The organism is Micromonospora sp. WMMD558, assembly GCF_049315255.1.
Taxonomy (GTDB): domain Bacteria; phylum Actinomycetota; class Actinomycetes; order Mycobacteriales; family Micromonosporaceae; genus Micromonospora.
Window position 1 is genome coordinate 6,117,785 of sequence record NZ_CP186061.1, and the last position, 20,493, is coordinate 6,138,277.

21 protein-coding genes are annotated in these 20,493 nt (G+C 74.4%); 11 read left to right on the forward strand and 10 right to left on the reverse strand.

Annotated features, from left to right (window positions below):
- Positions 1-95 precede the first annotated feature (95 nt).
- The 5 genes from ACN26Y_RS28875 (at position 96) to ACN26Y_RS28895 (ending at position 3,234) form a co-directional block, all read left to right on the forward strand.
- Positions 96-1,067, forward strand: coding sequence for a helix-turn-helix transcriptional regulator (locus ACN26Y_RS28875; RefSeq protein WP_155333234.1), 972 nt, complete (start codon positions 96-98; stop codon positions 1,065-1,067).
- A 7-nt stretch (positions 1,068-1,074) separates the two neighbouring features.
- Complete coding sequence (locus ACN26Y_RS28880; protein ID WP_155333235.1) at positions 1,075-1,530, forward strand: RrF2 family transcriptional regulator; 456 nt, start codon at positions 1,075-1,077, stop codon at positions 1,528-1,530.
- Positions 1,530-2,039, forward strand: a complete 510-nt coding sequence (locus tag ACN26Y_RS28885) for a GNAT family N-acetyltransferase (RefSeq protein ID WP_155333236.1) — start codon at positions 1,530-1,532, stop codon at positions 2,037-2,039. The genes ACN26Y_RS28880 and ACN26Y_RS28885 overlap by 1 nt, the downstream gene beginning before the upstream one ends.
- Before the next feature lie 184 nt (positions 2,040-2,223).
- A complete protein-coding gene (locus ACN26Y_RS28890; protein ID WP_155333237.1) occupies positions 2,224-2,403 on the forward strand; it encodes a DUF4236 domain-containing protein in 180 nt (59 codons plus the stop codon).
- Positions 2,404-2,595: 192 nt separating this feature from the next.
- The gene (locus ACN26Y_RS28895; protein ID WP_155333238.1) at positions 2,596-3,234 is read left to right on the forward strand and encodes a potassium channel family protein; all 639 of its coding nucleotides are present in this window, start codon (positions 2,596-2,598) and stop codon (positions 3,232-3,234) included.
- Here the strand turns inward: ACN26Y_RS28895 and ACN26Y_RS28900 are convergent.
- Both ACN26Y_RS28900 and ACN26Y_RS28905 read right to left on the reverse strand, forming a co-directional pair.
- On the reverse strand, positions 3,209-4,105 hold the full coding sequence (locus ACN26Y_RS28900; protein ID WP_422734984.1) for a hypothetical protein: 897 nt from the start codon (positions 4,103-4,105) through the stop codon (positions 3,209-3,211). The genes ACN26Y_RS28895 and ACN26Y_RS28900 overlap by 26 nt on opposite strands.
- A 73-nt stretch (positions 4,106-4,178) precedes the next feature.
- Positions 4,179-4,706, reverse strand: a complete 528-nt coding sequence (locus ACN26Y_RS28905) for a VOC family protein (RefSeq protein ID WP_422733935.1) — start codon at positions 4,704-4,706, stop codon at positions 4,179-4,181.
- 111 nt (positions 4,707-4,817) lie between these two features.
- On the opposite strand from ACN26Y_RS28905, the gene ACN26Y_RS28910 reads away from it, so the two are divergent.
- Positions 4,818-6,605, forward strand: a complete 1,788-nt coding sequence (locus ACN26Y_RS28910; RefSeq protein WP_422733936.1) for a tetratricopeptide repeat protein — start codon at positions 4,818-4,820, stop codon at positions 6,603-6,605.
- A gap of 3 nt (positions 6,606-6,608) precedes the next feature.
- On the opposite strand, the gene ACN26Y_RS28915 is transcribed toward ACN26Y_RS28910, so the two are convergent.
- Together ACN26Y_RS28915 and ACN26Y_RS28920 are read right to left on the reverse strand one after the other, a co-directional pair.
- A complete protein-coding gene (locus ACN26Y_RS28915; RefSeq protein ID WP_422733937.1) occupies positions 6,609-7,949 on the reverse strand; it encodes a sensor histidine kinase in 1,341 nt (446 codons plus the stop codon).
- A 116-nt stretch (positions 7,950-8,065) separates the two neighbouring features.
- Positions 8,066-8,722, reverse strand: a complete 657-nt coding sequence (locus ACN26Y_RS28920; protein ID WP_155333242.1) for a response regulator transcription factor — start codon at positions 8,720-8,722, stop codon at positions 8,066-8,068.
- A 97-nt stretch (positions 8,723-8,819) separates the two neighbouring features.
- Here ACN26Y_RS28920 and ACN26Y_RS28925 point away from each other — a divergent pair, with 97 nt between their 5' ends.
- Positions 8,820-9,902 carry a LolA family protein gene (locus ACN26Y_RS28925; protein WP_155333243.1) on the forward strand — a complete coding sequence of 361 codons (1,083 nt, stop codon included), beginning with the start codon at positions 8,820-8,822 and terminating at the stop codon, positions 9,900-9,902.
- 58 nt (positions 9,903-9,960) lie between these two features.
- Here ACN26Y_RS28925 and ACN26Y_RS28930 read toward each other — a convergent pair whose 3' ends face one another.
- Complete coding sequence (locus ACN26Y_RS28930) at positions 9,961-10,827, reverse strand: haloalkane dehalogenase (protein WP_155333244.1); 867 nt, start codon at positions 10,825-10,827, stop codon at positions 9,961-9,963.
- 92 nt (positions 10,828-10,919) lie between these two features.
- Between ACN26Y_RS28930 and ACN26Y_RS28935 the strand changes: the two genes are divergently transcribed.
- Complete coding sequence (locus ACN26Y_RS28935; RefSeq protein WP_155333245.1) at positions 10,920-11,393, forward strand: MarR family winged helix-turn-helix transcriptional regulator; 474 nt, start codon at positions 10,920-10,922, stop codon at positions 11,391-11,393.
- Between the two features lie 213 nt (positions 11,394-11,606).
- On the forward strand, positions 11,607-13,853 hold the full coding sequence (locus ACN26Y_RS28940) for a HelD family protein (protein WP_422734985.1): 2,247 nt from the start codon (positions 11,607-11,609) through the stop codon (positions 13,851-13,853).
- On the opposite strand, the gene ACN26Y_RS28945 is transcribed toward ACN26Y_RS28940, so the two are convergent.
- Entirely contained in the window at positions 13,838-14,473 is a 636-nt protein-coding gene (locus ACN26Y_RS28945) for a poly-gamma-glutamate hydrolase family protein (protein ID WP_422733938.1), read from the reverse strand. The genes ACN26Y_RS28940 and ACN26Y_RS28945 overlap by 16 nt on opposite strands.
- Before the next feature lie 101 nt (positions 14,474-14,574).
- Positions 14,575-14,982, reverse strand: a complete 408-nt coding sequence (locus ACN26Y_RS28950) for a hypothetical protein (RefSeq protein WP_155333248.1) — start codon at positions 14,980-14,982, stop codon at positions 14,575-14,577.
- 174 nt (positions 14,983-15,156) lie between these two features.
- Between ACN26Y_RS28950 and ACN26Y_RS28955 the strand changes: the two genes are divergently transcribed.
- Together ACN26Y_RS28955 and ACN26Y_RS28960 are read left to right on the forward strand one after the other, a co-directional pair.
- Positions 15,157-17,199 (forward strand): glycerophosphodiester phosphodiesterase family protein, encoded by a 2,043-nt coding sequence (locus ACN26Y_RS28955; RefSeq protein ID WP_155333249.1) that lies wholly within the window; start codon positions 15,157-15,159, stop codon positions 17,197-17,199.
- Between the two features lie 153 nt (positions 17,200-17,352).
- The gene (locus tag ACN26Y_RS28960; RefSeq protein ID WP_422733939.1) at positions 17,353-17,733 is read left to right on the forward strand and encodes a hypothetical protein; all 381 of its coding nucleotides are present in this window, start codon (positions 17,353-17,355) and stop codon (positions 17,731-17,733) included.
- 61 nt (positions 17,734-17,794) lie between these two features.
- On the opposite strand, the gene ACN26Y_RS28965 is transcribed toward ACN26Y_RS28960, so the two are convergent.
- From ACN26Y_RS28965 to ACN26Y_RS28975, 3 genes are all read right to left on the reverse strand, one after another.
- Positions 17,795-18,712, reverse strand: a complete 918-nt coding sequence (locus ACN26Y_RS28965; protein ID WP_230689113.1) for a sporulation protein — start codon at positions 18,710-18,712, stop codon at positions 17,795-17,797.
- Positions 18,713-18,911: 199 nt separating this feature from the next.
- The gene (locus tag ACN26Y_RS28970) at positions 18,912-19,292 is read right to left on the reverse strand and encodes a hypothetical protein (protein WP_422733940.1); all 381 of its coding nucleotides are present in this window, start codon (positions 19,290-19,292) and stop codon (positions 18,912-18,914) included.
- 418 nt (positions 19,293-19,710) lie between these two features.
- A complete protein-coding gene (locus ACN26Y_RS28975) occupies positions 19,711-20,493 on the reverse strand; it encodes a DeoR/GlpR family DNA-binding transcription regulator (RefSeq protein ID WP_155333253.1) in 783 nt (260 codons plus the stop codon).

The following is a 20,493-nucleotide window of genomic DNA, read 5'->3' on the forward strand; positions in this document are numbered from 1 at the left end:
CCCGGAATCGTGGCCGCGGGCACGGGCATCGGCGGGCGCGGCGGATACGCGCTCGGAGATGCGATGATCGTCGCCCCGGGCTACCGTCGCAGGTGATGGTTTCTCCTGGTCAGCCCTCCCCCGTTCCGTTCTCCGCGCCTCCTGAGATCGAGACGCTCACCCTGGGTGACCTCGTGGCCGATCCGGCGTGGCGACGTCCGCTCCTGCTGGACCGGGACCTGCTGGTGCTGGTCACCGGTGGGCACGGCCGCGCTGAGCTGGACTTCCAGGCCCTGCCGTGCCGGCCGGGCACGCTGCTGCGGGTCCGGGCCGGCCAGGTGCTCCGGTGCGCGCTTCCCGAACTGGACGCGACCGTGGTGCGCTGGCGGCCGGAGGCGCTGCGGGGGTTGGACGTCGACCCCGATGCCGTCCCGGCCTGGCTCCAACTGGCCGGTGAGGACGAGGACGCCATCATCACCGAGGTCAGCCAGCTCGCGGTGGACTGCGAGCGGCACCGGGGCGTGGCCGCCGCGGCGGGCCTGCTCCGCCACCAACTGGCCGTGCTGCTGCTCCGCCTGGCCATGCTGCCGGACGCCGTCCGGCCCGCACCACGTGCCGAAATGATCACCTTCGAGCGGCTCTGCCGGGAGGTCGAGCGCGGCTACCAGCACACCCGCCGGGTGGAGGACTACGCCGCCCACCTGGGCTGCTCGGTCCGGACCCTGACCCGGGCGTGTCTCGCGGTCACCGGGCGCAGCGCCAAGCAGGTGGTCGACGACCGGGTCGCCCTCCAGGCCCGACGGCTGCTCGCCGCGACCGACGAGCCGGTGGCGCGGATCGGCCGCCGCCTCGGCTTCTCCGAGCCGACCAACTTCGGGCGGTTCTTCACCCGCGAGGTCGGGATGAGCCCGGGTGCCTTCCGCGCCGCCCGCGAGCAGCCCGAGCCCGGCCGGCCCGAGCCCGAGCCCGGCCGGGCCCACGAGCCGCCGGACCCACCCGCCGATCCCGGCCGGGAGACCGGGGCGGCCGGGCGCGTCGTCCGCCCACGCCCACCTGCCGACACCGCGGGAGACCGGCGCCCGGCATGATGGCCTGGTGCAGATCTCGGCGCGCGGTGACTATGCGGTGCGGGCGGCGTTGAGCCTCGCCACCGCGTACCCCCGGTTGCTCTCCACGCAGGCCATCGCGGCGGAGCAGGACCTGCCCCGCAAGTTCCTGGAGGCGGTCCTGGCCGACCTGCGACGGGCCGGCGTCGTCCGCGCGCAGCGGGGCGCCGAGGGCGGCTACTCCCTGGCCCGGCCGCCGCGGGAGGTGACGGTCGGCGCGGTCCTGCGGGCCGTGGAGGGCCCGCTCGCCGGGGTGCGCGGCCTCCGTCCGGAGGAGACGCGGTATGAGGGCGCGGCGGAGAACCTGCCCGGCCTCTGGGTGGCCGTCCGGGCGGCCGTGCGGCGGGTGGTCGACGAGGTGAGCCTCGCCGAGATCGTCAGTGGCCGGCTCCCCGCGCACGTGCGCAGACTGACGGCCCTGCCCGACGCCTGGGAGCCCCGCTGATGCCCACCCCCGTGCTGCACACCGACCGTCTCCTGCTGGAGCCGTACCGTCCGGACGACGCCGAGGACTTCGTCACCCTCTTCACCGACCCGGAGGTGGGCCGGTTCATGGGCGACGGCCCGCTCGGCGCCGAGGAGGCGGGCGCGCTGTTCGGCCGCGTGTTCAGCAAGGTGTACGCAAACGACCTGTTCGACGTGTGGGCCGTCCGCCGTGGCGGCAGCTACGTCGGGCACGCCGAGATCAAGCACACCGACCAGGTCGACGGCCACGAGATCGTGTACGCCCTCGCCCAGCCGGCCTGGGGCGGCGGCCTCGGCACGGAGCTGGCGCGGGCCCTGGTGCGGTACGGCTTCGACACGCTCGCCCTGCCGGTGGTGTACGCGACGGTCGCCGACGCCAACCACGCCAGCCTGGCCCTGCTGGAAAAGATCGGCTTCAGCCACGAGCGCGACATCACGGAGGCCGACGGCACTGCCACCCGCGTCCTGGCCGTCACGCCGGCCGGCTGATCCCGGGCCGGCGGGGCCCGCCCACCGGGCGGTGGGCCGCCTCCTCCGTGGACAGCCGCCGGGGAGCGCTGATGCCGGCGGCCGGGCCGTCCACGGTGGAGCAGCAGCCGGGTTTCGCGGAAAGACCGTCCGGGCATGTTCAGGTTCGACACGGCAGGGAAGGGATACCGAAGGGAGCCCCGCAATGGGTCTCATGTTCCGCAAGCGCAAGAAGTACGGCCCGATCATTCTGAACTTCACCGAGAACGGCTTCTCCTCCTGGAGCATCAAGATCGGCCGCTGGTCGTGGAACTCCCGGGCGCGGGCGCACCGCGTCGACCTGCCCGGCCCGCTGTCCTGGAAGCAGGACAAGTCCCGCACCTGACGGCTCCGGCACGACGAAGGGACCCTGCCCGCCGCTGCGGAAGGGTCCCTTCGCCGTGTCCCGCACCGGCGGCGGCGCGAGGCGATCAGCCTCCCCGACCGACGGCACCCCGGCACCGCCGCCGCCCCGGCGCGGCACCGGCACTCGCCGAAACCGACCCCGCCGGCGGACGGTGGGACGGAGAATCGCGGCATGACCCGGCCCTGGCGGCGGGAGCGCCGCCGTGCCCTGCTGGCCTGCCTGCTCCTGCTGGTGGCGTACTTCGTCGTGCCGGTGGAGCCCGACCCGGACCGGGCCCGGCTGTTGGTCCGCAGCACGATCACCGGGGTGCTGGTGGCGGCGATCGCCTGGCTGGTCACCCGGCAGGTGCACCGGCAGCTTCGCGCCGACGGGACCGCGGCCGCCCGGGAGGTGCCGTCGCTGCTGAAGCTCGCCGTCGCCCTGGTGGCCGGCGTCCTGGCCTTCGCGCTGGCCGATTTCGTCATTGCCCGCAGCTCTTCCGAGCAGTTCGCCAACCTGGAGACCCGGATCGACGCGCTCTACTTCGCCCTGACCACCCTCACCACCATCGGGTACGGGGACGTGCACGCCCAGGGGCAGGTCGCTCGCGCGGCGGTCTGCGGGCAGATGGTCTTCAGCATCGGGGTGATCGCCACCGGAGTGTCGATCGTGTTCCGGCGGCTGCTCCCGGGCGCGGCCCCGCCCGCCCCGTCGGCGCTGACGCCGGCCGTTCCACCGGAACCCGGGCCGGGTGGTTCCCGGCCGAACGGGCCGCAGGATGGGGCGGGTCCGGGAGAGCCCGGTGCTACGGCTGCGGGCCCGCGGCGATGACGACGTCCCCGCCGAGCCGGCCGTGCTCCGGGTCGCGGGTGACGGCGCCGGAGTGCAGCAGCCCGGTCAGCGCCCGTTGCACGTCCGCGGCCCGGTAGACGGTGCCGGTCAGCGCGTGCCGGCGCAGTTCGGTGACGGTACGCGGGCCGGAGCGGTCAAGTTCGGCGAGCAACTCCCGGCGCAGCGGTCCCGGCTCGGGGTCGAGCGCGATGTCCAGCAGCCGCCCGGCGGGGTCGGCGGGGTCGCGGTAGCGCACGCCGGCGTACTCGTCGACCGCCCACAGCAGGTCCTTGAACGCCTCGAGGCTGCGGTCGTACCCGGTGCCGAAGGCCAGCCGCCGCGCCGGCGACCCGTCCCCCGGCACGAGGTCGACCTCGGCCACCAGCGGGAACCCGGCGTCGCGGAGCGCCGGCCGGACGGACGCGTCCGGCGCGGCCTCGGTGACGACGAGCACCTCGGCGGAGCGGCCGGCGGCGGCCGCCAGCACCGCCCGGTCGGTCGCGCCCGGACCGTCCAGGTACGACAGCAGCGGCGCACCGGCGGCGCCGGCCGCCTTGAGCGCGACGGGCAGCCGGGCCGGCCCGCCCGGCACCAGGTGGACGGCGACCTCGGCCGGCAGCGCCGCCTCGACGGGACCGAGCCGGGCCGGCAGTTCCTCGGTGGCGTCGGCGAGCACCAGCACGGTGATCTGCCGTCCGCGCAGCCGGTCGGCGTACTCGGCGACCACGCCGAGCACCGCCTCCGCCGACGCGGTCGCGGACTCGCCGTCTCCGTACGCGAGCGCGACGACAGAGCGCCGCCCCCGCCCCGACACCCGGGGCACCCACACCTCGGCGTGCCGGACGAGCACCTCCCGCAGCACCTCGTTCATCACGCCCTGGTTTCTACCTCACTTCGGGCGATCATGGAGTCGTGGTGGGTGACAAACCGGTGCGCCGAAGGTCTCAGCTCGCCGCGGGGACGCTGATGCCGATGCCGCCGCGGGTCTGGCCGCCGTAGCGGCGGCGCTCGGCGTCGAGGTCGAGGCGGCCGATCCGCTTGCGGGCCGACAGGGCGGCGTCGTCCAGCAGGTCGGCGGGCACCAGCCAGACGATCTCGAACTCCAGCCCGTCCGGGTCCTGCCCGTAGAGGCTCTTCGTGGTGCCGTGGTCGGAGCTGCCGACCAGCGCCCCGGCGGCGGCGAGCCGCTGCGCGGTGGCGGCGAGGTCGTCGAGGGTGTCGACCTCCCACGCGAGGTGGTAGAGGCCGACGGTGCTCCGGCCGGCGGCGGAGCGGCCGGCGCCCGCGCCGACCTCGAACAGGCCGAGGTCGTGGTCGTTGGTGGAGTCGGGCGCCTGGAGGAACGCAGCGCCCCGGAAGCCGTCCGGGGTCATCGGCACCCGGCGGAAGCCCAGCACCTCGGCGTAGAAGGCGACGCTGCGCTCCAGGTCGCTGACGTAGAGGACGGCGTGGTTGAGGCGGTGGATTCCCATGTCCCCGACGGTAGCGCCGCACGCGTACCACGGGATCCTGGTGGACCGACTCCGGGAAACCTGACCGGCGCGGGACTTGTACTTACCGTCGCCGGATGAGCACGATGGGGCGTGCCCTCCGGCTTCGGTGACCTGACTGACCACGCGCACCACCTGGTGTCGACCGGCGACCTCGCCGGCGCCCAGCGGCTGCTCGCCGACGCGCTGGCCGACGCCGATCCCCGCCCCGCCAACGCCACGCCCGAGCTGGCCGAGGCCGCGAGCCTCCAGGCGCGGGTGCTGGTGGCCCTCGGTGACCCGCACGCCGCCCGGGGTTGGGCCGCGTACGCGTACGCGGCGACCACCCGGCTGTACGGCCGCTCCGACGAGCGCACGGTGGCCGCCGCCGCGACCCTCGCCGCGGTGCTGCACCGGGTCGGCAGCTGGTCCCGCGCGGCTCGGCTCTACCAGGAGGTCATCATCGAGCTGACCGCCCTGGACGGTCCCGAGTCGCTGCGCGTCCTCGCCGCGCACGCCGACCTGGCCACCGTGGAGTACGCGCGCGGCCAGTGCCAGGTGGCCCGCGACCGGCTCGCCGACGCGTGGGAACTGCACCGCGAGGTGTACGGCGACGGCCACCCCAGCGGCATCAAGATGCTGGCCCGGCTCGGCGCGATGCACCGCGACTGCGGCCTGTTCACCGAGGCGCACGACAACCTCGCGCTGGCCGAGGAGCTGTGCCGGCAGCACCTGGCGCCGGACGACCCGCTCGCCGCGCAGGTGGCCGCCCTCGCCCGGGCGGCCGCCAACCCGGACCACACCTGCGCCGACACGGCACCGGTCGGACGGGACACCCCGATCGTGCCCACCGCCCGGACGCCCCCGCCCGGCGACGAGGCGCAGCACGTCCCCGACCACCCGTCGCAGCCCGGCTACCGCCCCGCCACCCCGTACACCCCGACCGCGCCGGACCTGGACGGGCCCGACCCGGACGAGCACCCGGCGACCGGTTACGCGCCGCCGCCCACGGTGCCCACACCCCGCCAGCCGCTCGACGGTACGGCCCGGCCGGCGGCACCGGACCCGCCCGCCGACGAGGCCTGGCGACGGCCGCCCGACCACGGCGGCGCCGGCCCCCAGGTGGCCCCGGATCCCGACGACCGCCCGCACGACGCCGACGACCGGTGGCCGCCCGAGCACGACCTCGGCGACGGCTGGCCGCCCGACGCCCGCACCGACGCGCCCTGGCGGCCGGACGCGCCGGGCGCGGCGCACACCGGTCCCTGGCGGCCGCCGGCCGAGGAACGGGCCACGGCCGTGCCCCCGTCCGTGCTGCCTCTCGCCGGCGGCGAGGAGGCCGCCGGGGTCCACCGCGTCCGGGACCACGCCACGCCCGAGGAGGGGGCGTACCAGCCGTCCCGGCTGCTGCCCGTGCCGGTGCACCACGCCGCCGCGCCGGCGGCCAACCGGCTGCTCCCGCTCGTGGTCGGCGGCGTGGCGGTGGTGCTGCTCGGGACGGCCGCGGTGATCGCCGGGGTGGCGCGGTTCGACGGTGCGCCGCCGCCGGTCGCCACCGGCACGGCGGGACGCGCGACGGACACACCCGCCCCGGCAACGTCGAGCCCGACTCCCCCGGCGGCGGCCACGCCGGGCACCCCGCCGAGCGAGGTGACCCTGCGGGACAACCGCGACAACGTGGCGCTGCGCTGGACGTACCCGGCCGGCGGCGAGGGACCGGTCGTCATCTCGGGCGGCCGGGCCGGGCAGCCGCAGACCGCCTTCGCGAACCTGCCCGCCGGCACCACCGACTTCGTCGTGTACGGCCTCAACCGCGGCACCGACTACTGCTTCACGGTGGCGGTGGTCTGGTCGACCGAGACGATCGGCCGGTCGAAGGAGGTCTGCACCGACCGGAGCTGACCGTCAGGTCGGGTCGGGCTCCGCGGTCAGTGCCGGCAGCAGCACCCGTACCCGCAGCCCGGGCGGCGGCTCCGCGTCGCCCAGGTCGACCTGCCCGCCGGCCCGCCGGACCAGCTCGCGCACGATGGCCAGGCCCAGCCCGGCGCCGCCCGCGTCCCGGTCGCGCGCCGGGTCCAGCCGGGTGAACCGGCCGAAGACCCGCTCCCGGTCGGCGGCCGGGATGCCGGGCCCGTCGTCGGTCACCGTCACCCGGTGGTACGCGGACCCGTCCGGCGCGGCGGCGAGCACCACCCGGGTACGGGCGTGCCGGACGGCGTTGTCGACGAGGTTGGTCAGCACCCGGCGCAGCTCGTCCGGGTCGCCGACCGTCCACAGCGGCTCCGGCGGCGGCACCACCTCGACCGGCCGGGCGAGCTGGCGGCCGGCCACCTCGGTGAGCAGCGCGCCCAGCTCGACCGGCCCGGTGGCCCGCGCCGGCGGGGCCTCGTCGAGCCGGGCGAGCAGGAGCAGGTCGTCCACGAGCCGGCCGAACCGCTCGGTGCCGGCGAGGAGGTCCGCCGACACCGCGGGCCAGTCGGTCCGGTCCCCCAGCCGCTGCGCGACCTCCAGCTCGGTGCGGATGTTGGTGAGCGGGCTGCGCAGCTCGTGCGCGGCGTCGGCGACGAACGCGCGCTGCCGGTCCCGGCCGGCGCGCAGCCGGTCCAGCATGTCGTTGAGCGTGACCGCGAGCCGGTGGATCTCGTCCTGCGAGCCCGGTACGGGCAGCCGCCCGGCCCCGTTCCGGCCGGTGATCTCCTCGGCGCCCCGCCGCAGCGCCTCCACCGGCCGCAGGGTGGCGCCCACCACCCGCCACGCCACGGCGGCGAGCACCGCCACCAGTAGCGGGAAACTGACCAGCAGGATGGTCCAGACGACGTGGGTGCTCTGCCGCACGTCCACCAGCGACCGGGCGACCAGGACGGTGAGCGGGTCGGCGTCGGTGCCGGCCGGGACGGCCACCACCCGGACCGGCCCGACGAGCCCCATCCGCTCCCCCGCCACGGTGATCCCCTGCCGGGCGTGCCGGTCGACCCGCTCCGGCCGGACCATCGGCACCAACCGGTCGGCGTCGATCGAGGCGGCGCGGACCCGCCCCTGCGCGTCGACCACCTGCACCCGGACCTGGCCGCCGGCGACCGGCAGCGGGTCGGGCAGCGCGTCCTCGGCGGCCAGCAGCGCGACCGCGTCGGCGGTCCGGAGCGCCTCCGTGTCGACGTTGCGGTGCAGCGCCCAGGTGAGCACCGCGAGCAGCACCAGGCCGCCGACCGCGAGACCCACCGACACCCCGAGCACCCCGATCGCCATCAGCCGGCCGCGCAGGCCGAGGGCGGCCCAGAGCCGGCCGCGCCGTGGGAGCGTCCGGGTTAGGAGGGGGCCCCTCCTATACCGGAGGCGATAAGAAGGGGCCCTTCCTTCGCCGCTCATGTGGTGAGGCGGTAGCCGGCGCCGCGGACCGTCTCCAGGCGCTCGCGGCCGAGCTTGCGGCGCAGGTAGCCGACGTAGACCTCCACGGCGTTCGGGGCGGTGTCCACGCCGGCGTCCCACACGTGGTCCAGCAGTTCGGTCTTGGAGACGACCTCGCCGGGGCGGCGCATCAGGTAGTCCAGGAGCGCGAACTCCCGGGCGGTCAGGGCCACCTCGGCGCCGTCCCGCGTCACCCGCCGGCGCGCCGGATCCAGCCGCAGGTCGCCCACCGCGAGGACGGTGGGCCGCTCGGGCGCGCCACGCCGCAGCAGCGCGCGCAGCCGGGCCAGCAGCACCACGTACGAGAAGGGTTTGGTCAGGTAGTCGTCGGCGCCGCAGTCCAGGCCGTCGGCCTGGTCGTACTCGCCGTCCTTGGCCGACAGCATGAGCACCGGCAGCCACCGCCGCTCGGCCCGCAGGCGGCGGACCACCTCGTACCCGGAGAGGCCGGGCAGCATCACGTCGAGGACCATCGCGTCGTACTCGCCGTGCCGGGCCGCCTCCAGGCCGGCCGGGCCGGTCGCCGCCACGTCGACGACGAAACCCTCCGCCTGGAGGCCGCGTTGCAGGGCGGACGCCAACCGGGCCTCGTCCTCCACCACCAGCAGCCGCACGGGTCAAGGGTGCCACCCCGGCGCCCGTACCCGATCGGGTGTCCTCAGCGCCCTCACAGGGTGGTGCGGGCAGGATGGTCGGCAGGAGGTGCCACACATGTCCGTCCTGACAAGCCGTCCCGCCCTGCGCTGGCTGGTCCCGGTGACCGCCGTCGTGACCGTCGTCGGTGGGGGCGCCGCGCTCGGCCGCTTCGCCGCCCAGGCCGAGCCGAGCCTGCCGCCCCGGACCGCCGCCCAGCTCCTCGTCGACCTGCAGACCGCCCGCCACGACGGCTTCTCCGGCACCGTTGTGCAGCGTGCCGACCTGGGCCTGCCGGCGATCGCCGGGCTGGCCGCCGGGGACGGCCCGGCCGACCTGCTGACCGGGACCCACACCCTGCGGGTGTGGCACTCGGGGCCGGACAAGCAGCGGGTCGCGCTCGTCGACACGCTCGGCGAGCGGGACATCATCCGTAACGGACGCGACGTGTGGACGTGGAACAGCCGCACCAACACGGCCACCCACCGCACGCTGCCCGCGGAGAAGGACGCCGACGCCCCGCCGGAGCTGCCGGACACGCCGCAGGAGGCGGCCGACGCCGCCCTCGCCGCCGTCGACCCGACCACCGAGGTGAGCGTGGGGCGGGCCGCCACGGTGGCCGGGCGGGACGCGTACGAGCTGGTGCTCGCGCCGCGCGACGCCGCCTCGCTGGTGCACCAGGTACGGATCGCCATCGACGCGACCGAGCACCTGCCGCTGCGGTTCGAGGTGTTCGCCGAGGGCGGTGACCGCCCGGCGTTCGAGGTGGCGTTCACCCAGATCGACTACGCCCGGCCGGACGACGACCAGTTCCGGTTCAACCCGCGGCCCGGCGTGACGATCACCGAGGAGGGCGCCGACCGGTCCCGCCCGGCCCGGCCGGGGAAGCCGGCCGGGGACGAGCGGCCGGACGTGCGCACCGTCGGGGAGGGCTGGACCACGGTGGTGGTCGCCAAGGTCGACGGCGCGTCGCGCTCCGCCGACGCCGGGGATGCCCCGGACCTGGACGCGCTGTCCGGGCAGTTGCCCGCGGTCCGGGGCGACTGGGGCAGCGGCCGGCTGTTCCGCAGCCACCTGGTGAGCGCGCTGCTGACCGACGACGGCCGTCTGATCGCCGGTGCGGTGACGCCGGAGCGGCTGTACGAGGTGGCTCGCGGCTGACGGTTCCACGGCCGACCGGGGGCCCGCGCGTGGCGCGGGTCCCCGGTCGTGTCCGGCGTCAACGCTCGCCGACGAGGGCGTGCCGGCGCGCCCAGGCGGTGATCGCCGCGGCGATCGCCTCGGGTCGGTCCTCGGGCGCGTGGTGCCCGGCCGGCCCGCAGTGGCGGATGTCGAGGGCGGCGATGTTCGCCGCGCACCAGGCGGCCACGGCTTCGGTGACGAGCAGGGTGGGTGAGGAGTCGAAGGTGAGCAGGAGCTTGGGCACCCGGTCGCTGCCCGCCAGCCACCGCCCGTACCGCTGGACCCGTTCGGTGACGTCGGCCGGCTGTCCGTCCAGCGGCAGCGAGCGGGCCCACTCCAGCAGCGGCCGGCGGCTCTCCCGGGTCGGGTACGGCGCCCGGTAGATCCGCAGGTCCTCCTCGCTCACCGGGGTCAGCACCCCGCCGTTGAAGGCGGACTCCAGGAACACGTTCCGGTCGAGGACCAGGTCCTCACCCTGCGGCCCGCGCATGGCCTCGGCGCGGGACCGGGGTCCGTCGCCCAGGTCGGCCCAGGACATCGGCCGCACGATGGTCTCCAGGAAGGCCACGCCGCGGACCCGCTCGGGGTGGCGGGCCGCCCAGTCGAAGGCGAGCGCTCCACCCCAGTCGTGGCCGACGAGGACGACCTCCCGCAGGTCCAGCGCGTCGAACCAGGCGTCCAGGTAGCGGGCGTGGTCGGCGAACCGGTAGGGCAGGTCCGGCTTGCCGGAGCTGCCCATGCCGATGAGGTCGGGGGCGAGCAGGCGGGCGGGGAGGTCGACGGCGGGCAGGACGTTGCGCCAGAGGTGGGATGAGCCGGGGTTGCCGTGCAGGAAGACGATCGGAGTCCCGCTGCCCCGCTCCTCGTGGTACATCGTCGATCCGCTCACCTGGGTCACCGGCATGGCGCGCCTCCGATTCGTTGGTGACACTAACGTTAGTCTCACCAACGAACCTAGATCGTTGGTGTCACCAACACAAGCGGTATCCTTCCGCCATGAGTGACAGCCCGGCGGGCGCGGCCGGCCGCCCCGAGGCACCGGCGCGGCTACGGAACCTGCGCACGCGGTTGCTGTCCCTGGCCGCGACGCGGACGGATCGGCGGGTCAACGAGGAGCTCGCCCGGGTCGGCGCCCGCAAGTGGCACTACGCGGTGCTCGCCACGCTGGCCGAGTTCGGTCCGGCCAGCCAGGCCGAGCTGAGCGGCCGGACCGGCATCCACCGCAGCGACGTGGTGGCGGTCGTCAACGAGCTCACCGACCGCAGCGAGGTGGAACGCGCACCCAACCCCGCCGACCGCCGCCAGAACGTGATCACCCTCACCGCGCCCGGCCGGCGGCGGCTCCTGGAGCTGGACGACCTCCTCGCCCAGGTCGACGACGAGGTCCTGGCACCGCTGACACCGCGGCAACGCGAGCAGCTCGGTCACCTGCTCGCCACTCTGCTGGACCGCTCCGGCGCGACGATGTGAGCGAGGCCGGCGCGGACCGGCCCGCCGATGCGCGGGATGTGGTCCGGCGGGGCGTCGCCCGGTATCCTGACCAGTTCAGGCAACAAAAAAGAACGGCTCGCAGGCCGTTCCGGCGACCATCTTAACGAACTGGGAGACGGCTTGTCAAGGCACTCCGGCAATTCCGGTGACCTGCCCACGGACGAGATCGGCCACGAGCAGGAGTACGTCTCGATGCTCTACCGCCGGCTGGACGGGCTGCGCGAACAGGCGTCCCGGCGGCTGGCCGAGGAGCTGCGGAACACCGGCGGCACCCTCCAGGCCCGCTCCCAGCGCGACAGCGCGGTGGGAATGTACGCCGAACAGGTGGAGCAGTTCTCCGCGGTGGAGAACGGCCTCTGTTTCGGCCGGCTCGACACCGACGACGGCGGGCCGCACTACATCGGCCGGATCGGCATCTTCGACACCAGCGGCGACTACGACCCGCTGCTCATCGACTGGCGGGCGCCGGCAGCCCGCGCCTTCTACCTGGCCACCGCCGCCAACCCGCAGGGCGTCCGCCGCCGGCGGCACCTGCGGACCCGGCAGCGCAAGGTGATCGCGCTCAACGACGAGGTGCTGGACCTGGCCACCGCCTCCCCCACCGCCCACGAGGAGGTGACCGGCGAGGCGGCGCTGCTCGCCGCGCTCAACGCCGGCCGTACCGGCCGGATGCGCGACATCGTGGAGACCATCCAGGCCGAGCAGGACCGGATCATCCGCGCCGACCTGCCGGGCGTGCTGGTGGTGCAGGGCGGGCCGGGCACCGGCAAGACGGCGGTGGCGCTGCACCGGGCGGCGTACCTGCTCTACACCCACCGGCGGGAGCTCTCGACCCGCGGCGTGCTGCTGGTCGGGCCCAACGCCACCTTCCTGCGCTACATCTCCCAGGTGCTGCCCGCCCTGGCCGAGACCGGAGTACTGCTGCGTACCCAGGCCGACCTCTTCCCCGGGGTCAGCGCGCGGCGTACCGAGCCGGCGGAGGCGGCGGCGCTGAAGGGCCGCGAGGTGATGGTCGACGTGCTGACCGCCGCCGTGCGCGACCGGCAGTGGGTGCCCGACGAGCCCCTGGAGATCGAGCAGCCGCAGCGGGAGATCCTCGTGCTCGCCCCGGAGACCGTCCGTGCGGCCCGCGACCGGGCCCGCCGCTCCGGCCGCCCGCACAACCTGGCCCGGGCGCTGTTCGACGTCGAGATCGTGCACGCGCTCGCCGGGCAGGTGGCCGAGCGCATCGGCGCCGACCCGCTGGGTGGGGAGAACCTGCTCGACGAGGCCGACGTGGCCGAGATCCGCCGCGAGCTCCGCGAGGACCCGGAGGTCCGCGCGACGCTGGACCGGCTCTGGCCGGTGCTGACCCCGCAGCGGCTCCTCGCCGACCTGTACGCCGACCCGGGCCGCATCGCCGTCGCGGCGCCGATGCTCACCGACGCCGATCGGGCCCTGCTGCACCGCGAGCCGGGCGGCTGGACGCCGGCGGACGTGCCGCTGCTGGACGAGGCGGCGGAACTGCTCGGCGAGGACGACCGCGCCGCCGAGGCGCGCCGGGAACGCATCCGGTCCCTCCAGCGGGAGTACGCGGAGGGCGTCCTCGAGATCGCCCGGGGCTCCCGGTCCATCGACGTCGAGGACGAGGCCGACGGCGGCGAGATCCTCGGCGTGACCGACCTGATCGACGCCGACCGCCTGCTGGAACGGCAGGAGGAGGCCGAGCGCCTGACCACCGCCCAGCGGGCCGCGGCCGACCGGAGCTGGGCGTTCGGCCACGTCATCGTCGACGAGGCGCAGGAGCTGTCGCCGATGGCGTGGCGCCTGCTGATGCGCCGCTGCCCGAGCCGGTCCATGACGATCGTCGGGGACGTGGCGCAGACCGGCGCGCTCGCCGGCACCGCGTCGTGGGCCGACGCGCTGGAGCCGTACGTGGCGCAGCGCTGGCGGCTGGAGGAGCTGACCGTCAGCTACCGCACCCCGGCCGAGATCATGGCCGTCGCGGCGGGGGTGCTCGCCGGGATCGACCCGGCGCTGCGCCCCCCACGCTCCGTACGCGCCACCGGTGTGGCGCCGTGGGACCGTGCCGTGGCGGCGGACCGGCTGACGACGGAACTGGTGGCAGCGACCGCCCGGGAGGCCGCCGGGCTGGCCGACGGCCGGCTCGGGGTGATCGTGCCCGCCGGCCGGGTCGACGACCTGGGCGCCGCGCTCACCGCCGCGCTGCCCGAGGCGGCCGTCGGCGAGCACCCCGAGTTGGAGAGCCGCATCGTCGTGCTGAGCGTCGCCCAGGCCAAGGGCCTGGAGTTCGACTCCGTCCTGCTGGTCGACCCGGACCGGATCGTGGCGGAGTCCCCGCGCGGCCGGAACGACCTGTACGTGGCCCTCACCCGCGCCACCCAACGCCTCGGCATCCTCCGGCAGGGCGCCTCCGCCGGGCCTCAGGAGGCCGGCTGAGCAACGGCGACCACCGACCGCACGGCTTCGACGTAGTCGTGGAAGAGCTGCGTCCGTCGCCCCGAGTCCCTCGCCGACCGGGTCAGGTCCCCGTCGGGGAAGAACGACGTGCGCAGGGCGTGGGAGAGCTCCACCTGCACGCCCGCTCCGCGCCGGTTCCTGTTGCAGATGTTGCCCGGGTAGCTGCCGGAGATCTCGCTCGAGGCCGCCACGACGTTGAACCCCTTGTGGGTCAACGCGGCCGAGAGGTCACCGGCGAGGCTGGCGTCCAGCCCGCCCAGGGCGGTTTCGGGCTCGCCGGCTGTGCCGGTGTAGCCGTGGACGGAGATGGTCCGGTCCGCTGCCGCGAGCAGGGCGAGACACTGTGGCTCGTCGAACTTGGTGGCGGTGATGTGCAGATCGGAGTTGCGGCTGGACTTGATGCCGGCGAACACGTACGTGTTCATCAGCCCGTCGCCCACGGCCAGCGCGAGTTCTCCGCTGCCGGCCTCGATGCCGCCACCGTGGATCGCGATGGACGCCCACGACGTGGTGGGCCCGCCGATCACCGTCCGGGTGTAGTCGACGCCCTCGTCCTCCCCAGCAGCCAGCTGGGCGTAGTTGGCATACACGTCGCCCACGACGACCTCCCACTCGAAAAGACGGTCCTGCGCGGCCCGGCCACCTGCCCGGCCGCGCCGTAGGGGCGGCGTCCGACACGGACGCCGCCCCCGCGGTCGGATCATTCGTTGGTGAAGTTGCCGACCTGGCTCGCCGTGGACGACTGGTCGCTCGTCGAGCCGCCCGCCGGGGTGCTCAGGCCGCCGGTGGTCGCGTCCCCGGTGGTCGTCGGCGCCACCTTGCCGCGGTGCCGCTCCGGCTGTCGCGCCACCCGCCGGGCGCTGGCCGGGCCGGCCGTGCCGCCGGTCGTGGTGACAGCACCCTGACCCCGGGTCGGGCCGCCGTCGCGGAGCACCTGGGGATCGACGCGGACGTGCGCCGGGTCACCCGGGTCCTCGTCCTGGATCACGCGCTGCACGTCGGTCTGCGGCACGGTCACCTCGTCCAGGGCCCCCTCGCCGTACCCGCCACCGGCGATCCGCTCCTCCGCCCGCCGGGCGGCCTCGTTCCGCACGTCGTCCTCGCGCATGCTGTCTCACCTCGCCGAAGTCGTCGGTGTCCCACTGCGTGCCCGACGCCCGCCCGGCCAAACCCGCACGGCCGGTTCACCCGGACGTCGCCCGCTGCTCGCCCGCCCGCCGTCCACGCTGCCGATGCTGAGCGGCGAACCAGCGGGAAACCCCCGCGGGAGGGAGAAAAGAGCGTGCGCAACGTACGCCGCACCGCCGTCGCCGCCCTGGTGGCGGCGACCGTGACAGCCGGGCTCGCGGCGCCCGCCGAGGCGAAGCCGCGACCGGACCGGACATTCGACCTGCAGGCCCACCGCGGCGGCCTCGGGTTGCGGGTGGAGAGCACCCTCGCGTCCTTCGGCAACGCGCTCCACCTGGGCGTGGACACCCTGGAACTGGACGTGCAGATCACCGAGGACGGCCAGGCCGTCGTCACCCACGACCGGCGCGTCAGCGGCGCCAAGTGCGTGGACACCGCACCGGCGACCCCGGGCGACCCGGAGTTCCCGTACGTCGGGAAGTACGTCAACACGCTCACGCTGGCGCAGGTCCGCACCCTCGACTGCGGCACGAGGACCCTCGCCGACCGCCCCGGTCAGCTCGCCGTGCCGGGTGCCCGCATGCCGCTGCTGCGCGAGGTGTTCGCGCTGGTCAAGCGGCACCGGGCGGACGACGTGAAGCTCAACATCGAGACCAAGGTGGAGGCCGGCGCGCCCAGCGAGACCGCGCCGCGTGAGCAGTTCGTCCAGGTCACGGCGGCCGAGATCCGGGCCGCCGGGATGCTGAAGCAGGTGACCATCCAGAGCTTCGACTGGGGCGCGCTGATGCGGATGCGCCAGGTCGAGCCGCGGCTGCCGCTGGTCGCCCTGACCAACTACGACTTCCTCCAGACCGGGCAGCCGGGCGCCTCGCCGTGGCTCGGCGGGCTGGACATCGACGACTTCGGCGGCGACCCGATCGCGGCGATCCGCACCTTCGGCGCGAAGACCTTCTCGCCGGTGCACGGCTTCCCGCAGAACGGCACGGTCACCGACCCGACCTACCGCCCGTACGTGACGAAGGAGATGGTGGCGCACGCCCACCGGCACGGGATCACCGTCGTGCCGTGGACGATCAACGACGTCCCCACCATGGCGAAGCTGCTCGACGACGGCGTGGACGGCATCATCACCGACTACCCGGACCGGCTGCGCGGCCTGCTCGCCCAGCGCGGGATGCGGCTGCCCGAGGCGTACGCGTCGCCGTTCGACATCCAGGCCCACCGGGGCGGCCGGGCCACCCGGCCGGAGAACACCCTCCCGGCGTTCGCGCACGCGCTGGAGAACCCGGCGATCTCCACCCTGGAGCTGGACACCGGCGTCAGCGCCGACGGTCACCTGGTCGTGCTGCACGACCGGACGATCAACGGTTCGCACTGCGAGGACACCGCGCCGGCCTGGCCCGGTGACCCGGAGTTCCCGTACGTCGGCAAGCGGGTACACGACCTGACCCTGGCGCAGCTCAAGACGCTGGACTGCGGCTCGAGGACGCCGGCCGACGCGCCGGACCAGGTCGCCGTGCCGGGCGCGCGCATCCCCACCCTGGACGAGGTCCTCACGCTGGTGCGCAGCAGCGGCCGGGACGACGTCCGGCTGAACATCGAGACGAAGATCAGCCCGGTGGTGAACGACACCGCGCCGTACGACGTCTTCACCCGCAAGCTCGTCACGGCGATCCAGCGGGCCCGCTTCACCGACCGGGTCACCATCCAGTCGTTCGACTGGCGGACCATCCGGTACGCCCGCAAGCTGGACCGCCGCATCGACACCGTCGCCCTGGTCTGGCAGTACGGTCCGGCCGAGTGCGCGAGCCTCGCCGACGAGTGCTCGCTGCGGGCGGTCTACGGCGACCCCCGGGTGAAGAGCCCGTGGACCGGGGGCCTGGACTGGTGGCGGTACCGGGACCTCGGCAAGCTCGTCCGGGCCGCCGGCGCCGGGACGGTCTCGTCGAACTGGCAGGTGCACGACCCGGCGCAGGGCATCGTCGCGTCCGCCGACTGGTACCTGCGGGAGAACCCGGCATACTTCCACGGACCGGACGTCCGTACCCTTCAGCGGCGGTACGGGCTGAGCGTGGTGCCGTACACCGTCAACGACGCGACCGTGATGCAGCGGGTCATCGACCTCGGTGTCGACGGGATCATCACCGACGACCCGGACCTGCTGATCGGCGTGGCGATCCGCAACGGCCTGCGCTGACGAAGACCGATTCGCGGCCGGGGGTGGTGTTACTGCCCCCGGCCGGTCGGGTAGACGCGGGGTGCCCCCGCCAAGTACGTGAACCGTGCCGTGGCCGACACGCGGTAGCGGGGCGAGGGATCGCAGGTACTCATCGCATCCTCGGGAGGACAGATGAGCACGCAGGCTGCATCCACCAGGCCGATGAACCGTCCCGCGACGGACGTGCAGAACCGCGCGGCGATGCAGGAGACGCCCACCCGCCCGATGGCGGCGATACCCGACGGGCGCCGGGAACAGATGCCGTCGCCCGGTACGGAGACGAAGCAGTCGTTCCTGACGACCGAATTCTGGATCTACGCCGCCGCGGTCGCGGTCGTGGTGATCGCCGCGTTCTGGCGAGGTTCGGCCACCGACGGGCTGAACATCAACAACCCGACCCTCGCGTGGTGGTACCTGTCCATCCTGACCGCCGCCTACCTCGTCAGCCGGGGTCTGGCGAAGGCCGGTACCGCTCGGCGCTCCGGCGAGGAGCGACGCGCGGGTCGGCGTTGACCGCTGAAACCGTCGGTGCCCTCCGGGATCCGTCCCGGAGGGCACCGACGCTTGTCCGGTCCTACTCCTCGAAGCCGCCGAAGTCCCCGCCGAAGTCGCCCTCGACCGCGTCCTCGATCATCTCGCCGGCGATCATGCCGCCGGCCATGCCGAGTGCGGCCCCGGCGACCACCCCGCCGACACCCATCCCACGGCCGTGGTGCCCGTGGCCGTGCTGGTGCGGCATGCCGAAGCCCTGCGCCCGCAGGCTGCCGTAGCGGGAGGTCGTCTCCCGCAGCCAGCCGTCGACCACCTGCGTCCAGTCGACCCGGTCGGCGTCGGCGTGCGAGACCTGGTAACGGCCGAACACGTCGTGCCCGGAGCTGAAGAAGCCGCCGCGCTTGTCGCACTCCAGGATCACGTCCACCCCGTGCGGGCTGGTGACGAACGTCAGCTCGACCTCGTTGATGGTCTGCGCGTACTGCGGAGCGGCGAAGAACTCGATCTCCTGGTAGAACGGCAGCGTCTGCTGCGTCCCCCGGATGTGGCCGCGCTCCAGGTCGGCGTGCTTGAACCGGAAGCCGAGCCGCTGGAACGCCTCCAGGATCCGCTCGTGCACCGGCAGCGGGTGCACGTTGACCTGGTCCAGGTCGCTCTTGTCGACGGCCCGGGCGATCGCCAGCTCGGTGCGCAGACCCATCGTCATGCCGTGCAGGCGCTGGCCGTACACGTCGGTGATCGGGGTCTCCCACGGCACCGGCAGCTGGAACGGGATGGACAGCTGCTGCTTCGCGGCGAGCTGGAGCGGCCCGGAGACGGGCATCCGGTGGAACTCCATGATGCCCGCGTACTCGGTGTCGTGGCCCTCCATCTCGACCCGGGTGACCAGGCCGACGACGATCTGCTCGATGGCCGCCGGCGCGTCCCCGCCGAGCAGGTTGACCTGCCCCTCGAGGGTCAGGCCGGGCCGAGTGTTCGGGTTCGTCAGGACGGTGTCCACGCTGGGGCCGCCGACGCCGAACGCGCTCAACATCTTCTTGAAGACCATCGGAACTCCCGCTGGGTCTGGTGCCCACGCTCTGCCGGAGCGGGACGGTTGACGGGGGCACGGTATCGGGCGGCGCTGTGAGGTCGCTGAAAGTCTCCCACCGCTGGCGGTCCCGGGACCAGCCGCAACGCCGTGTTGGAAAACCGCAAGGTCAACTCGACGCCGCCGGCATCGAGTGGATCACGCCCGCCCGCGCGATCAACGCGTAGCGGGGCGCGTCGGGAGCCGGCCAGTCACCGTTGTCCGGCGGCAGCGGCAGCTCACCGGCGACGTTCTTGGTGGTGCCCCAGAAGTCGATCCGCACGTTGCCGGTCGCCGTGATCCGGAACGCGTCGCCCCGGACGACGCCGGCCGGCGTGCTCCAACCGGTGTGGACGTTGCCGGGCGCCGACCAGGGGGCCGGATCCTGGAACCGTGGCGTGGTCGAGTCGTAGCAGCCGTTCAGGTCGGCGGCGGCCGGAGCCGCCGGCACCAGCACCGCCGCGACAGTCAGGAGGACGGTGACGGCGGCGAGTCGGGAGCCGATCTGCATTGGGTGGCCTCCTTCGGTGACCGGCACAGAAGGCTGGTCGGCGCTCGCCGCCATGGTGACCGGTCCGCGCAACGGCGGTCGGACCGCGTCCAGCGTCTCCCGTGGTGGGTCGACTGGCGCGGATGCGCTGGTTCAGCGTGGCCGAGTGCCCGGTGGTCGGCGCGCGGAGTCGTACCGGAGGAGCGCCTTTGGAACTGACTCGTTTACCACACTGGCCCGTCCCTGCCCCCGCAGAAAGGCCTGATCCATGGACGACGTCAGCTCCAAAGGCAGTACTGGACCATCGCCAGCTGCGCCGGTGCACGATCGCACTCGCGGGTAGGGCAATCGCACTCGCGGGTAGGGCATTGGTCGGCGGCCCCGACGATTTGGACGTCGTGACTCAGCCGAAGCGGTGGAACCTACCGTCCCTGTGAGGTCAGAGCGGGACGGGGTCCACGATCATCAGCTCACCGACCTGGTCGCCGATCTGGCCGCGCGCCTCGGCCGGCAGGCCGGCGTCGGTGACCAGCACGTCCGCGTCCTCCAGCGGGGCGATGGTGGCGATGCCGATCGTCTCCCACTTGGTGTGGTCGGCGAGCACGACCAGCCGCCGGGACGCGGCGATCAGGGCCCGGTTCACGCCCGCCTCCAGGAGGTTCGGGGTGGTGAAGCCGGTGCGCGGGCTCATCCCGTGTACGCCGAGGAAGAGCAGGTCCACGTTGAGCGATCCGATGGCGGCCTCGGCGACCGGCCCGGTCAGCGCGTCCGACGGCGTGCGGATGCCACCGGTCAGCACGACCGTCTGGTCGGCGCGCGGGTTCTGGTAGAGGGCGTCGGCGACCGGGATCGAATTGGTCACCACGGTCAGCCCACGGACGTCGGCGAGGAGGCCGGCCAGCGCGGCGGTGGTGGTGCCGGCGGAGAGCGCGATCGCCATGCCGGGCTCGACGAGCGTCGCGGCCCGTTCGGCGATGGCCCGCTTCTCGGCCTGCTGGCGCACCGACTTGGCGGCGAAGCCGGGCTCCTCGGCGGACCCGGGGCCGGCCAGCGTCGCGCCGCCGTGCACCTTGTCGACCAGCCCACGCTCGGCCAGCACCTCCAGGTCCCGCCGGATGGTCATGTCGGAGACGCCGAACCGGCTCACCAGGTGACTGACGCGCACGCCGCCCCGCTGCCGGATCAGGTCGAGGATGGCGGTCTGCCGCTGCTGGGCGAGCAT

Bases quoted from the DNA above. Each gene is read 5' to 3' on its own strand.
- ACN26Y_RS28875 (WP_155333234.1), top strand. From the start codon at position 96: ATGGTTTCTCCTGGTCAGCCCTCCCCCGTTCCGTTCTCCGCGCCTCCT.
- ACN26Y_RS28885 (WP_155333236.1), top strand. From the start codon at position 1,530: ATGCCCACCCCCGTGCTGCACACCGACCGTCTCCTGCTGGAGCCGTAC.
- ACN26Y_RS28890 (WP_155333237.1), top strand. From the start codon at position 2,224: ATGGGTCTCATGTTCCGCAAGCGCAAGAAGTACGGCCCGATCATTCTG.
- ACN26Y_RS28895 (WP_155333238.1), top strand. From the start codon at position 2,596: ATGACCCGGCCCTGGCGGCGGGAGCGCCGCCGTGCCCTGCTGGCCTGC.
- ACN26Y_RS28900 (WP_422734984.1), bottom strand. From the start codon at position 4,105: ATGAACGAGGTGCTGCGGGAGGTGCTCGTCCGGCACGCCGAGGTGTGG.
- ACN26Y_RS28905 (WP_422733935.1), bottom strand. From the start codon at position 4,706: ATGGGAATCCACCGCCTCAACCACGCCGTCCTCTACGTCAGCGACCTG.
- ACN26Y_RS28915 (WP_422733937.1), bottom strand. From the start codon at position 7,949: ATGGCGATCGGGGTGCTCGGGGTGTCGGTGGGTCTCGCGGTCGGCGGC.
- ACN26Y_RS28925 (WP_155333243.1), top strand. From the start codon at position 8,820: ATGTCCGTCCTGACAAGCCGTCCCGCCCTGCGCTGGCTGGTCCCGGTG.
- ACN26Y_RS28930 (WP_155333244.1), bottom strand. From the start codon at position 10,827: ATGCCGGTGACCCAGGTGAGCGGATCGACGATGTACCACGAGGAGCGG.
- ACN26Y_RS28935 (WP_155333245.1), top strand. From the start codon at position 10,920: ATGAGTGACAGCCCGGCGGGCGCGGCCGGCCGCCCCGAGGCACCGGCG.
- ACN26Y_RS28940 (WP_422734985.1), top strand. From the start codon at position 11,607: ATGCTCTACCGCCGGCTGGACGGGCTGCGCGAACAGGCGTCCCGGCGG.
- ACN26Y_RS28950 (WP_155333248.1), bottom strand. From the start codon at position 14,982: ATGCGCGAGGACGACGTGCGGAACGAGGCCGCCCGGCGGGCGGAGGAG.
- ACN26Y_RS28960 (WP_422733939.1), top strand. From the start codon at position 17,353: ATGAGCACGCAGGCTGCATCCACCAGGCCGATGAACCGTCCCGCGACG.
- ACN26Y_RS28970 (WP_422733940.1), bottom strand. From the start codon at position 19,292: ATGCAGATCGGCTCCCGACTCGCCGCCGTCACCGTCCTCCTGACTGTC.
- ACN26Y_RS28975 (WP_155333253.1), bottom strand. From the start codon at position 20,493: ATGCTCGCCCAGCAGCGGCAGACCGCCATCCTCGACCTGATCCGGCAG.